We start from the raw sequence: 12099 nt of genomic DNA, 5'->3' as shown, positions 1-12099 counted from the left end.
CTCACCCTCGCGGATGAGGCCGAGCAGGATGTGCTCCGTGCCGATGTAGTTGTGGCCGAGCTGCAGCGCCTCGCGCAACGACAGCTCAAGGACCTTCTTGGCACGCGGGGTGAACGGGATGTGCCCGCTCGGCGCCTGCTGCCCCTCACCGATGATCTCGGTGACCTGGGTGCGGACGCCGTCGAGCGAGATCCCGAGCGACTCCAGCGCCTTGGCGGCAACGCCCTCACCCTCGTGGATGAGGCCGAGCAGGATGTGCTCCGTGCCGATGTAGTTGTGGTTCAGCATCCGCGCCTCTTCCTGGGCGAGGACGACGACCCGACGGGCGCGATCCGTAAATCTCTCGAACATGTGCTGCTCCCTCACGAGCGGCGTACACCTGCACCGGCGGTACCAGGCCTGACCGCAATGACTCTATGCGCTCCCAACGCGCCCACCTACCGGTTGATGCCCATGTTCGCCAGGGGCGTGACGATGTACCACCCGCGAACGGCAAAGTCCGCGCCGCCGCGCGGCGACACGCCCGGACAAGCGGATTCGACGGCGAGTCCGGGCGGAATCCCGGCTGATTCCGGCGAAGGTCGTTGACGCCTCCCCGCGCACCCGGCAGTCTCGTTGTCAGACCCGCACCCGCGCCGGGAGGCCACATGGCGGACGAACCGAGCCCGACCCCCGAGTCCTGGGAACAGATCGTCGCGCGCTTCGCGCGCTTCTCCGGTGTCGTCGGCGAGGTCGACGATCCGCTGACCTGGGGCCTCGACCTCGTCGAGGAGGAAGTCACCGGGGTGTCCGACAGCACGGACCCCACGGAGGAACGCTTCCTGCGCTCCTACCGCACGTTCGCCGGCGAGACGGTGGAGGTCGAGACCCTCCGCGTCCCGGCCACCCCGGCGCAGATCGAGGACATCGTGCGGGCCGCCTGCAGCGGCGCGCTCGTCGCCCCGCTGCACGCCGACGTCGACCCGGGCGCCTCGCCCGAGGTGGCCGACGTGGCCGACCTCGCCGAGTCGTACCAGGACTACCGCAGCGCGATGCGCGCGATCGTCGCCGAGGTGGACGACGTCCCGTGCGAGACCCGCCAGTTCCACGTGGACGGCACGGCGAAGCGCTGCATGCGGGTCACCGTGCGCAACGTGACCGCCGTCTACTCCCCCGCGGCGGACCGGGCGGTGGTGGTCACGGGACCCGCCGACCTGGTGGACCGGATCGACGTCATCACGCGGCCGATCCGCAACCTGCTCCACGGCGAGGAAGGGCCACGGTTCTGAACGGCCGCGCGGCCGCGACGGTAGGATCGCCGCCGTGATCCGCACCATCGCCTCCGCCGCAGCGCTGCGGCCGACGGCACGTCACGCCACGGCACGTCGCCGGCTCGCCCTGACCCTGCTCCTCCTGTTCGTGCTCGCCCTGGCGGGCACCGCCGTCGTCGGGCAGCGGGCCGCGGCCGCCGAGCGCAGCGGCGACGACATCTGGGTGAGCGCTGACGGCGTCGCGTTCGAACGCGGCCGCGAGAGCGACGAGGTCACGTACGTGGTCCGGTCGCCGACGTCGAAGAGCGCGCGGTCGTACTCGCGCGACCTCACCCGGACCGAGCAGAACCACGGCTGGACGTCGTTCCGGGAGGCCCGCCAGGCCTACCCGGACGGCTACTGCGTGGTGTGGGTCGAGGTCGAGGACGCGAGCAGCTGGCACGAGTCGGCCGACAGCAGCGTGTGCACCGCCGCCGAGCAGGCCCCGGCCCCCACCTCCACGCCGACGTCGACCCCGACCCCCACGGCCGAGGAGACGACCGAGGCCACGCCGACGCCGACCGCCACGGCCCCGCCGGTCGCTGCCGAGCCCGCGGCGCCGTCGTCGACCCCGACGCCCACGCCGACCCCCAGCCCGACCGTCTCGGCCACGCCCAGCCCGTCGCCGACGGCCTCGACCACACCGAGCCCCTCGCCGTCCGCGACGTCGGCCCCGACCCTGCTGCACGACCTCGGCCAGCCGGCGGCGGTTCACGCGCAGACCCGCGCGGCGGACGAGAAGGAGGTCATCTCGCCGCTCGGCTGGGTCGCGGTGCTCGGCGGCGGGACGCTGCTGGCCGTGGGCGGCCTGCTGATGCTCTGGCGCCGTCTCACCTGACGCGCCGCCCGGCCCCGCTCCCGCTTCCCGCCACGGCCACGGCCACGGCCACGGCCCCGGCCCCGCTCCCGCCGCCCGCCCCGGCCGGACCGCGCCGCCCGGGGCAGACTGAGGCGGTGACCACTCCCGCAGGACTCCTGCTGACCCCCGGCGCGGGCGCGAACCGCGACAGCCCGGCGCTCGTCACGGTCGAGCGCACCCTGGCCGACGCCGAGCCGGCGCTGCCCGTGCGCCGCGCCGACTTCCCGTACCGCCTGGAGGGACGCCGGATGCCGGACCGGGCGCCGGTCGCCGTCGAGCACCTGCGGACCGTGGCAACCACCTGGGCGGACGAGCTCGGCGTGGGCACGGACCGGCTGCTCCTGGGCGGGCGGTCGTACGGCGGCCGGATGTGCTCCATGGCGGTCGCCGAGGGGCTGCCCGCCGCAGGCCTGGTGCTGCTCAGCTACCCGCTGCACCCGCCCGGCCGGCCGGAGAAGCTCCGGGTCGAGCACTTCGGGCGGATCGAGGTGCCCACGCTCTTCGTGTCCGGGGACAAGGACCCGTTCGGCACGCCCGAGGAGCTCGCGGAGCACGTCGCCGCGATCCCCGGGCCGGTCACCACCGTGACCCTGTCCGGGGCGCACGACATGCGCGGCGTCGCACGCGAGCAGGCCGTGGCCGACGCCGTGGCGGCCTGGGTGCGGAACGTGTCAGACCCTCAGGTCACCCGGGGGACCTGAGGGTCTGACACGTACCGAGGCGGTCAGCGGCCGCCGGCCGGCTTCTCCGGGTACTCCGGCGGGGTCTTGTCGAGCTCGATCGCGATCTCGCGGCGCTCGGCCACGATGTGCGCCCGCTCCTCGTCGCGCTGCTCCAGCGCGTCCGCCTGCAGCTCGGCGCTGAGGTGGTCCCAGTACAGGGTGCCGTCGAGGTGCTGGGACTCGTGGATGAAGCAGCGCGCCAGGTAGCCGGTGCCCGAGAGCTGCACCGGACCGCCGTGCTGGTCCACGCCCCGCACCGTGGCCGCGCCGGGACGCTCCAGCGGCTCGTACGCGCCGGGCACGGAGAGGCAGCCCTCCTCCTCGGTCTCGGGCTCGGCCTCCAGGTCCATCTCCAGGACCGGGTTCACCACGTGGCCCACGTGCCGGTCCCCGGAGGCGTCGGTGAGGTCGTACACGAAGACCCGGAGGTCCACACCCACCTGGGGCGCCGCGAGACCCACACCCTGCGCCGACTCCATCGTGGCGAACAGGTCGTCGACCAGCCGGGCGAGCTCCGGGGTGGAGAACTCCTCGACGGTCCGCGCGGGCTTGTGCAGCACCGGCTCGCCGATCTCGGTGATGCGCAGCACCCGGCCGCGGTCCACCTCGGGGGCTGTCGCGGGGTACTCCTCGACCGGCTCGCCGAGCAGGTACGTGACGGGCTTACGTCGTCGGGGGCGGGTCCATGCCATGGCAGAGAGGGTACCTTCGACGCATGCCGTCCACGCCGATCCGCGACGCCGCAGGCGCCGCGGGGTACGTGCTCGACGCCGCGCAGCTGGCCGCCGCGGAGCACCTCGAGGGCCTGCTGCACACCCTGGACGCCGGGCCGGGGCACGCTCGCCGCGACGTGGTTCCCGGCGCCTATCTCTGGGGTCCGGTGGGCCGCGGCAAGACCTGGCTCCTGGACCGGTTCCACGCCCGCGCCGGCGGTCCGCGGTTCCACTTCCACGAGTTCTACCGGGCGCTGCACGCCGAGGTCTGGGCACGCACAGGCACGCCCGACGCGATGGAGCGCGCCCTGGACGCCCTCCTCGGCGACTCCCGCGTGCTCTGCTTCGACGAGCTCCACCTGCACGACGCCGGGGACACCATGCTGCTCTCCCGCGCCCTGCGCACCCTCCTCGGCCGCGGGGTCACGCTCGTCGCGACGTCGAACTACCCGCCCCAGGGGCTGCTGCCCGACCCGCTGTTCCACGAGCTCGCGGAGCCCCTCGTCGCGCTCGTGGAGTCGTCGCTGGACGTGCTGCGGGTGGCCGGCCCGGTGGACTACCGCGAGCTCCGCGCGCCGGGCGCCCGGCCGGGCTCGCACGGCTGGCGGGCCGGGTCCGCGCTGACGCCGGGTCCGGCGGGCCGGCTCGCCGAGGCCGGGCTGGTCCGGCCGACGGCGGACGAGGTGGCGGACGTCCCCCTGGCCGGCGGGCGGAGCGTGCGCGCCCTGCGGGCGTCGGACGGGCTGGTGTGGTTCGACTTCGCCGGCCTCTGCGCGGCGCCCGTGTCCGCGCTGGACCTGCTGTCGCTGGCGGAGCGGTTCGACCGCTGGGTGGTGTCCGACGTCGTGCCGTTCGCGGACTGCCGGATCAGCACGCAGCAGCGGTTCGTGAACCTCGTGGACGTGCTCTACGACCGGGACCTGCCACTGGTGCTGACCGCACCGGGGCCGCTGGACGAGGTGCTCGTGGTGCCCGCCGGGCGCCCCGCGCCGCCCGACCTGGCCCGTGCGACGAGCCGGCTGCGGCAGCTCGGGCAGGCCGCGCGGCTCGCACGCGGGGGTGTCGGATGAGGCGGGCACGTCGCGGGTACGAGGCCGCACCTCGGGGCGGCGACCGGACCGTCCTGGCCGCGCTCCGCCGTCGGGCCGCGCCTGCCGCCGCGGCCGTGGTGACCGTGGCCGCGGGTCTGTCCGTGCGCTCGGTGCTGGGCGGCGACCTGGCGAAGTGCGCGGGCGACGCGCTCTACGCGCTGCTGATCTTCTGGCTCGTGCTGGTGGTCGCGCCGCGCACCCGCGGGTGGGTGGCCGCCGCGGTGGCGTGCGGGGTGAGCGTCGCGGTCGAGCTCTTCCAGCTCACCGGGATCCCCGCCGAGCTGGGGGCGCACAGCACGCTCGCCCGCCTGGTGCTCGGCACCACCTTCAACGCACCGGACCTGCCGTTCTACGTGGTGGGAACGGCCGTGGGCTGGGCGCTGCACCACCTGGCCGGGCGGTTCATCCGGCGGTAGGCCCGCACGGTGCGCGGCTGAGGGTCGCCTGTCACGGACGGGGGGACCGTCTCGTCGGCGGGGGGACAGCGACCGTCGGTACGGGAGGAACCCGATGAACATCGCCCTGTGGACAGTGGCCGGACTGCTCGCCGTCGCCTACGTGGCCGGCGGCGGGGGCAAGGTGATCCTGAGCAAGGAACGGATCCGCGCCGCGGGCGGGCACTCCGCCGGGTGGACCGACGACTTCAGCCCCGGCGCCGTCAAGGCCATCGGCGCGCTCGAGGTGCTGGGCGGTCTCGGCCTGGTGCTGCCCGCGCTGGTCGGTGTCGCGCCCGAGCTGGTGCCCCTGGCGGCGCTGGGCCTGGCGATGATCATGGTGGGCGCCGCGATCACCCGGGTCTCACGCCGTGAGTGGAAGCTCATGGCGGTGGACCTGACCTACCTGGCACTGATCGCCTTCGTGCTGTGGGGCAGGCTCGGGCCCGAGGCGTTCGTCGCCTGACCCTTCCTGCCGGCTCACTCCACGCTGCGCAGCGCGTGGTCGCTGGTGTTCAGGCGGCGCCCGCCGTCCGGGGTGACCGTGACGATGTCCTCGATCCGCACGCCGAAGCGGCCGGGCAGGTAGATGCCGGGCTCGACCGAGAAGCACATGCCGGGCACCATGGGCAGCTCCTCGCCCTCGATCATGTACGGCGGCTCGTGGGTGGTGACGCCGATGCCGTGGCCGGTGCGGTGGATGAACCGCTCGCCGTACCCGGCCTCGGTGATCAGCCGCCGCGCCGCCCGGTCGACCTCCTGGCAGGCCACCCCCGGCCGGACCGCGTCGACGCCGGCCTGCTGGGCCTGCCGCACGATCTCGTGCACCTCGCGGATCTCCGCGGTCGGTTCGCCGACGCACACGGTGCGGCTGGTGTCGGAGCCGTAGCCGAACATCAGGCCGCCGAAGTCGAGCACCACGCAGTCGCCGTCCTGGATCTTGCGCACCCCCGCCTCGTGGTGGGGGTTGGCCCCGTTGGGTCCGGAACCCACCACGGTGAAGTCGACCTGCTCGTGGCCGTGGGCGCGCAGCAGGTCCGCGAGGTCGGCGGCGACCTCGGTCTCCTGGCGGCCGCCGAAGCGCACCCGCAGGATCTCCTCGTAGGTCGCGTCGGCGGCCGCGCCCGCGGCGGCCAGGCGTGCCAACTCGTTCTCGTCCTTGACGGCGCGCAGCATCGGGAGCCGCTGGGTCAGCGACCGGTAGCCCGACGCGGGCAGCGCGGTCTGCAGCCCCAGCAGGTGCATCGCCCACGTGTTGTCCGAGACGCCGTACGTCCCGTCCGGGCGCAGCAGGTCACGCACCACGTCGTACGGGTCGGCGCCGTCCAGCCAGCCCACGAGCGTGGTCGCCGGGGCGCCCTCGGCACGTTCGGCGTCCGGCCGCTCGAGGGTCGGGACCAGGAGCGTGGGCTCGTGGTCCGGGGTGAGCAGCAGCATCGTGAGCCGTTCGGTGATCGCCGTGGGCTGGTACCCCGTGAGCCAGACCAGGTCGGGACCGGGCGCCACCAGCACGCCGTCGAGCCCGGCGGCCCGGGCGTCGTCGACCACCCGCGCCATCCGGGCGGCGTAGTCCCGGGTGGTGAACGGGACGGCGGTCAGCGGTGCTTCGTTGCTCATGGCGTCTCTCCCGAGGGGTGGTCGACGGACGCGGTGTCCTCGCCCGCGGCCGGGGCTACGGCGGCCGCGGTCGTGGGCAGCGTGTGCAGGTGCGCGGCGGCCGCCGCGGCCGAGTCGGACAAGGTGCCCCGGCCGGCCGGGTGCCGCACGATGACGACGATAGCGAGCAGCAGCCCGAGCGCGCTGAACACCGCCATCACCCAGGACGCCGCGGCGAGGCCGGACGAGAGGGCCTCCGCGTCCGCGGCGCCGTCCGCCACCTGGTTGGCGGTGACGGTGGCGTAGATCGTGGCCGCCAGGGCGGTCGCGACGGCGGCCCCGACGTACCTCGCCATGTTGGAGAAGCCCGAGGCCTCCCCCACCTGCTCGGGCGGCACGGCGGCCGTGGCCGCCGACGACGAGGGCCCGTTCGACAGCCCCATGCCGACGGCGATGGCAATCAGCGGCAGCAGGAACGCCGCGTACTGCCAGGAGGCGTCGGCGAGGCCGATCAGCACGAAGCCGGCGGTCGTGATCGCGAACCCGGCACCGATGGCCTGCCGGGCACCGAACCGCGCGGCGAGCCGGGGCACCAGCGGGGCGATGACCACGAGGCCCACCGTCGCGGGCAGCGTGGCGAGGCCCGCCTCCAGCGGCGAGAGGTCGAGGGTCGACGGGTCCTGGAAGTAGAGGCTGAGCAGGTACATCAGACCGTTGATCGTGCCCGCGCCGATCAGGATGGCGATGGTCGCGCCGACCAGCGTCCGGTTGCGCAGCAGGGCCAGGTCCAGGAGCGGGGCCCGGACGCGCCGCTCGGTCTGCACGAATCCGTAGCCCGCGACCAGGGTGATCGCGAAGCAGGTGAGCGTGGGCACCGAGATCCATCCCCAGTCGCCGCTCTTGCTCACCCCGAGGATCAACGGCACCAGCGTGGCCGCGATCAGGACGGTGCCGAGGTAGTCGACCGACCGCGGCGCGTCGGGATCGCTGGACTCCGAGACGGTGAAGAAGGTGAGCGCCATGCACAGCACGGCGACGCCGGCGTCGATCCAGAACAGTCCCTGCCAGCCCGTGACGTCGACGAGCACGCCGCCGACCAGCGGCCCCGCGGCCGCGCCGACCGCCGCCGCGGCGCCCCACAGCGAGACGGCACGGAGGTTCTCGTCCCCCTTGGTGGCCACCGACAGGAGGCTCAGCCCGCAGGCCAGGATGGTCGCGCCGGCGGCACCCTGGATGACCCGGCCCGCGATCACCATGCCGCCCGACGAGGCCAGCGCGATCAGCACGCAGGAGACGACGAACAGCGCCAGGCCGAGCTGGAAGACCCGCTTGCGCCCGAAGACGTCGCCCAGGGAGCCGGACGTGATGATCACCGCGGCACCGACGAGCGAGTAGCCGGTGACGGCCCACTGGAGGGTGTCGACCGACATCCCGGTGTCCTCGCTGATCGCCGGCAGCAGGATGCTGACGGCGGAGGTGTTGGCGTTGACGACCAGGGTGGAGATGCAGGTCGCCGCGAGCACCCCACGGGCGCCGACCGACGTGGCCGCCGCCGTGCCCGCCGCGCTCATCCGAGGCCCCTCATGAGCGCGACGGTAGGGGCCGGCGGGCAGGTGGTCGTCACCCGAACTGGGTGAATGACGCAGGAAGGCCAGGTCAGAAACTAGCTTCTGACCTGGCCTGTCTGAGCCGCCTGTGGGAATCGAACCCACGACCTTCTCATTACGAGAACGTCCCGGAGCCCTGCGGGCCAGATTCTTCGCCTCGTTCCGCGTGCATGTGGTGCGCTCGAACCAGGCGTTCGCTCGGTGGGGGTGCGCGGGGGGTGCGTGGAATCGGAGCTGTCATCGCGGGTCTGTGACCCAACATGCTCCTGCTTCGGGGTCCCTGTTCCTCCGTCATCCGTTGGCGCGGGGCACGTCTCGGACGTCGGTTCTGCCGGTAGTGCAACAGGTCCCGCTCATCGGACTTCGGTGCGGTGGTGCTGGGTGGTGGCGGGACCTGTTGCACTGGCGGCGGGTTCGGTGTCAGGGTCCCGGTCAAGCCAATGGATGACGGAGGAACAGGGGCACCGCGGCTCCCCCGATCCTCTTGACTCCCGGGTGCCCGCCGGAGGCTCGTGGCCTACCGCTTGCCCTTGTTCGCTGCGCGTGCGCGGAGGCGTTCCCGTGCGATGAGGAATTCGATGGCGAAGGCCACAGGTGCGAGGGCTGTCGCAGGCCAGGTGCCGAGTGTCATGCCGACGATTCCTTGCAGCAGGATCGTGGCTCCGAACACGAGGCCCAGCGTGATCATGCGGGGTCGCAGGTTGTCCCCGATGGCAGCTAGACGGCGTGCCCAGCGTCGGTCGGTGATCCAGGCGCTGAACGCGGGGATGCCCGAGACAACTGAGATTGCGGTGACGATCGCAACCCACCACCAGGGCGCGCCCACGATCGCGTAGAACAGGAGGACCGCGACGCCGACCACGAACGTGCCCTGGGGTCGCAGGCGTCTCCAGTAGGCCGCACTTTCCGCTGGGCTCTCGGTGGGGTAGCGGAACGTCATCGAGGCCACCCGCTGCCGGTCACTGGCTCGCGCTCACGGTCTGCCGCTTTTGCCATAGCGGGAGGCTAGCGGACCGGGCCGGTAGGCCGTCGGGGTGCGGTGGGGTGCGCGAGGGCCGCTTGCGGCCCGGAGCGCGGGGCCCCATCGCGGGCCCCCGCCGGCCGGACGGCCCAGCGCCGCGCAGCGGCGCCTTGGAACCGACGCCGACAAGGCAGGGCTGAACAGGCTCAACAACGACCCGGGGAGCGCGGGGGGTGCGCGAGATGCCCGCAACGGGGCCTGAGACGCAAGAAACCCCGGCCAACCGAGGCACATATGGCCTGGTCGGACGGGGTTTTCTTGGTGGAGCCGCCTGTGGGAATCGAACCCACGACCTTCTCATTACGAGTGAGACGCTCTGCCGACTGAGCTAAGGCGGCGTACGCACCGCACGCCGGCCGGAGCCGGATGGGTGAGCGGGCCTAACTGTACCCAATGCACGTCCCAGGTTCCAAAGCGAAACCGTGTGACGTCGTCGACCCGCCGAACCAGGCCGCTCGCCGGCCCGGGACGAGCCGGCGAACGGTCAGCAGGTGAGGCCGTCCTCGGGCACCTTGCCCTCGACGAGGTAGGCCTCGACGGCGTTGCTGACGCAGGTGTTGGACCGGCCGTACGCCGTGTGCCCCTCGCCCTCGTACGTGACCAGCACGCCCGAGTCGAGCGTGTCGGCGAGCGACTCGGCCCAGCGGTACGGCGTGGCCGGGTCGTTCGTGGTGCCGACGACCAGGATCGGCGGCGCGCCCTTCGCGGCGGGGTCGAACTCCTGCTCGGCCGCCGGGTACGGCCAGTCCGTGCACTCGATGCCGGAGTAGCCGAACGACTCGCCGAGCGTGGGGGCGGCCTTCCGGATGTCCTCGGCGAGGTCGCGCATCTTCGTCATGTCCTCCTCGGCGCGGGCGTCGGCGCAGTTGATCGCGCGGAACGCCTCCTCGCTGTTGGACTTGAAGGTGCCGTCGTCGTTGCGGTCGTTGTAGACGTCCGCGAGGTAGAGCAGGTCGTCGCCCTTGCCCTCCCAGAACACCTGCTGCAGCGCCTGCGTGAGGAACGACCAGGAGGCCTCGTCGTACATCGTCACGGCCACGCCGTAGAACGCGAGCTTCTTGGTCACGTCGCGGCCCGACGACGTCGGGATGGGGTTGGGCTCGGCGTCCTCCACCATGGCCTGGATCTGCTGCAGGCCGGTGGTCACGTCGTCGCCGAGCGGGCAGTCGCTGCCCGCCTGGCAGTCGGTGACGTAGGCGCGCAGCGCGCTCTCGAAGCCCTCGGCCTGCTGCAGCGCGACCTCGTCGGAGCTGAGCGTGGTGTCGAGCGCGCCGTCGAGCACCAGGCGGCCGGCCCGGTCCGGGAACAGGCCTGCGTAGGTGGCCCCGAGCTGGGTGCCGTAGGAGTAGCCGAGGTAGTTGAGCTCGTCGTCGCCGAGCGCGCCGCGGAGCATGTCCATGTCACGCGCGGCGGACTGCGTGTCCACGTTCCCCAGCAGCGGCCCCGTGTTCTCGGCACAGGCCTCGCCCCAGGCGCGCACCGCGTCCTGGCGGTCGGCCAGGCCCTCGGGCGTGTAGGGGTAGTCCGTGCTGAGGAACTCGTCCTTGCCCGCGTCGTCGAGGCACGTGACCGGCGTCGACTGCCCCACCCCGCGCGGGTCGAACCCGACGATGTCGAACGACGAGCGCAGCGACTGCCCGAACCGCGCCGGGTCGCTCACGAAGTCCACGCCCGACCCGCCCGGCCCGCCCGGGTTGACCAGCAGGGACCCGATCTTCTGCCCGGAGGCGGGGAGCCGCTTGAGCGCGATCTCGATGCTCCCCTCGCCCGGGTCGTGCCACGAGAGCGGGGCCGACGCCGTGGCGCACTGGAACTCCCCGCCGCACTCGGTCCACTCCAGCGACTGGCCGTAGTAGTCCTCGTAGCCCTCGGGAGCGCCCTCCGTCGCCGAGCCGTCCGACTTGCCCACGTCCTCCAGCGCCGTCTGCACCTTCGGGGGTGCTCCGCAGGCGGCGAGGAGCAGAACTGAGGTGAGCAGCGTGGCGACAACGGCCGCAGGCTGACGACGGCGGGCGGGGCGAATCACCCGGACAACCTACCGGTTGTGCTCGGTGGATTTCCTACCCGCTGGCGAACCGACACGCGACCCTCACGAGTCGAGCCACGCGACGGGTCCGGCCTCGCCGTCGGCGTCGCGGGGCTCGAGCTCCACCTTGCCCTTGTCGCCCAGCTGAACCGGCACCGGACGGCCCGTGTCCGCCTCCGCGGGAGCCTCGACCACCGTGGTCGTGGGCACGAAGTCCATGGTGCAGATGCCGTTGTCGGCAGGCACGAACGTCACCGCGAGCACGCCGTCCGCCGCGGCGACGCCGTCCGACTTGCCGCCCGAGCCGATGGTCGCCTCGGGCTCCGCGAAGGTGGGGCAGGAGCTGGACCCGTTGGTCACGACGTAGAGCAGACCGGGCTCGGGCGCCCACGCGACGCCCGCCGTCGACTCGGTGCTGCCCTCCAGGCCCGGCGGCAGGCCGCGGCCCTTCGCTCCGGCCACGATCTCCATCTCGGCGGCCTCGGGCAGCTTGCCGTCCTCGGCGCCGTCCGACGGGCTGGGGCTGGTCACGTCGCTCTCCTCCGGGGACGGGGACGTGGTGGTCGTGGACCCGGCCACCTCGGAGCCGCCGACGTCGGACTGCGCGCACCCCGTCAGCGCGAGGACCGCGACCACCCCGATGCCCAGGGCCGACGCACCCGTGCGCGCCAGGGTCCGTGCCGTCTTGCCCGACCGGTTCGTCCGCTCGATCTTCATGCCCAGTTCCTTCCACTCGCCTCT

Annotated in this window: 13 protein-coding genes and 1 tRNA gene; 6 read left to right on the top strand and 8 right to left on the bottom strand. The window is 73.1% G+C overall.

The window, feature by feature from the left end:
* Positions 1 to 351: Clp protease N-terminal domain-containing protein (locus QRN56_RS24485; RefSeq protein ID WP_285107703.1), on the bottom strand; the 351-nt coding region annotated here is incomplete at its 3' end.
* Positions 352 to 647: 296 nt separating this feature from the next.
* On the opposite strand from QRN56_RS24485, the gene QRN56_RS24480 reads away from it, so the two are divergent.
* The 3 genes from QRN56_RS24480 to QRN56_RS24470 all read left to right on the top strand — a co-directional run bounded on the left by QRN56_RS24480 (position 648) and on the right by QRN56_RS24470 (position 2849).
* Positions 648 to 1268 (top strand): hypothetical protein, encoded by a 621-nt coding sequence (locus QRN56_RS24480; protein WP_285107702.1) that lies wholly within the window; start codon positions 648 to 650, stop codon positions 1266 to 1268.
* Between the two features lie 34 nt (positions 1269 to 1302).
* Positions 1303 to 2127, top strand: coding sequence for a hypothetical protein (locus QRN56_RS24475; protein ID WP_285107701.1), 825 nt, complete (start codon positions 1303 to 1305; stop codon positions 2125 to 2127).
* Between the two features lie 116 nt (positions 2128 to 2243).
* Positions 2244 to 2849 carry an alpha/beta hydrolase family protein gene (locus QRN56_RS24470; RefSeq protein ID WP_285107700.1) on the top strand — a complete coding sequence of 202 codons (606 nt, stop codon included), beginning with the start codon at positions 2244 to 2246 and terminating at the stop codon, positions 2847 to 2849.
* 23 nt (positions 2850 to 2872) lie between these two features.
* On the opposite strand, the gene def is transcribed toward QRN56_RS24470, so the two are convergent.
* Positions 2873 to 3562: a peptide deformylase gene (def, locus tag QRN56_RS24465; RefSeq protein ID WP_285107699.1), complete on the bottom strand. Its 690-nt coding sequence runs from the start codon at positions 3560 to 3562 to the stop codon at positions 2873 to 2875.
* 23 nt (positions 3563 to 3585) lie between these two features.
* Here def and zapE point away from each other — a divergent pair, with 23 nt between their 5' ends.
* The 3 genes from zapE to QRN56_RS24450 all read left to right on the top strand — a co-directional run bounded on the left by zapE (position 3586) and on the right by QRN56_RS24450 (position 5574).
* Positions 3586 to 4653, top strand: coding sequence for a cell division protein ZapE (zapE, locus tag QRN56_RS24460; protein WP_285107698.1), 1068 nt, complete (start codon positions 3586 to 3588; stop codon positions 4651 to 4653).
* Positions 4650 to 5090 (top strand): ribosomal maturation YjgA family protein, encoded by a 441-nt coding sequence (locus tag QRN56_RS24455; RefSeq protein WP_285107696.1) that lies wholly within the window; start codon positions 4650 to 4652, stop codon positions 5088 to 5090. The genes zapE and QRN56_RS24455 overlap by 4 nt, the downstream gene beginning before the upstream one ends.
* A 94-nt stretch (positions 5091 to 5184) precedes the next feature.
* On the top strand, positions 5185 to 5574 hold the full coding sequence (locus tag QRN56_RS24450) for a DoxX family protein (protein ID WP_285107695.1): 390 nt from the start codon (positions 5185 to 5187) through the stop codon (positions 5572 to 5574).
* 14 nt (positions 5575 to 5588) lie between these two features.
* Here QRN56_RS24450 and QRN56_RS24445 read toward each other — a convergent pair whose 3' ends face one another.
* From QRN56_RS24445 to QRN56_RS24420, 6 genes are all read right to left on the bottom strand, one after another.
* Positions 5589 to 6725, bottom strand: coding sequence for an aminopeptidase P family protein (locus QRN56_RS24445; RefSeq protein WP_285107693.1), 1137 nt, complete (start codon positions 6723 to 6725; stop codon positions 5589 to 5591).
* A complete protein-coding gene (locus QRN56_RS24440; protein WP_285107692.1) occupies positions 6722 to 8275 on the bottom strand; it encodes an MFS transporter in 1554 nt (517 codons plus the stop codon). Before QRN56_RS24440 ends, QRN56_RS24445 begins: the two co-directional genes overlap by 4 nt.
* A gap of 553 nt (positions 8276 to 8828) precedes the next feature.
* Positions 8829 to 9251 (bottom strand): hypothetical protein, encoded by a 423-nt coding sequence (locus tag QRN56_RS24435; RefSeq protein WP_285107691.1) that lies wholly within the window; start codon positions 9249 to 9251, stop codon positions 8829 to 8831.
* Positions 9252 to 9594: 343 nt separating this feature from the next.
* Positions 9595 to 9670 (bottom strand) — tRNA-Thr (locus QRN56_RS24430).
* A 146-nt stretch (positions 9671 to 9816) separates the two neighbouring features.
* Positions 9817 to 11358, bottom strand: coding sequence for an alpha/beta hydrolase (locus tag QRN56_RS24425; protein WP_285107690.1), 1542 nt, complete (start codon positions 11356 to 11358; stop codon positions 9817 to 9819).
* 63 nt (positions 11359 to 11421) lie between these two features.
* Positions 11422 to 12075: a hypothetical protein gene (locus tag QRN56_RS24420; RefSeq protein WP_285107689.1), complete on the bottom strand. Its 654-nt coding sequence runs from the start codon at positions 12073 to 12075 to the stop codon at positions 11422 to 11424.
* Positions 12076 to 12099 lie beyond the last annotated feature (24 nt).

Origin of the sequence: Promicromonospora sp. MEB111 (assembly GCF_030209445.1) — a bacterium.
Lineage (GTDB): Bacteria > Actinomycetota > Actinomycetes > Actinomycetales > Cellulomonadaceae > Promicromonospora.
This window is presented reverse-complemented; position numbering and strand designations above follow the sequence as displayed.

Excerpts from the sequence above, each read along its gene's own strand:
- zapE (WP_285107698.1), top strand. The coding sequence starts at position 3,586 with ATGCCGTCCACGCCGATCCGCGACGCCGCAGGCGCCGCGGGGTACGTG.
- QRN56_RS24450 (WP_285107695.1), top strand. The coding sequence starts at position 5,185 with ATGAACATCGCCCTGTGGACAGTGGCCGGACTGCTCGCCGTCGCCTAC.
- QRN56_RS24445 (WP_285107693.1), bottom strand. The coding sequence starts at position 6,725 with ATGAGCAACGAAGCACCGCTGACCGCCGTCCCGTTCACCACCCGGGAC.
- def (WP_285107699.1), bottom strand. The coding sequence starts at position 3,562 with ATGGCATGGACCCGCCCCCGACGACGTAAGCCCGTCACGTACCTGCTC.
- QRN56_RS24440 (WP_285107692.1), bottom strand. The coding sequence starts at position 8,275 with ATGAGCGCGGCGGGCACGGCGGCGGCCACGTCGGTCGGCGCCCGTGGG.
- QRN56_RS24435 (WP_285107691.1), bottom strand. The coding sequence starts at position 9,251 with ATGACGTTCCGCTACCCCACCGAGAGCCCAGCGGAAAGTGCGGCCTAC.
- QRN56_RS24480 (WP_285107702.1), top strand. The coding sequence starts at position 648 with ATGGCGGACGAACCGAGCCCGACCCCCGAGTCCTGGGAACAGATCGTC.
- QRN56_RS24420 (WP_285107689.1), bottom strand. The coding sequence starts at position 12,075 with ATGAAGATCGAGCGGACGAACCGGTCGGGCAAGACGGCACGGACCCTG.
- QRN56_RS24455 (WP_285107696.1), top strand. The coding sequence starts at position 4,650 with ATGAGGCGGGCACGTCGCGGGTACGAGGCCGCACCTCGGGGCGGCGAC.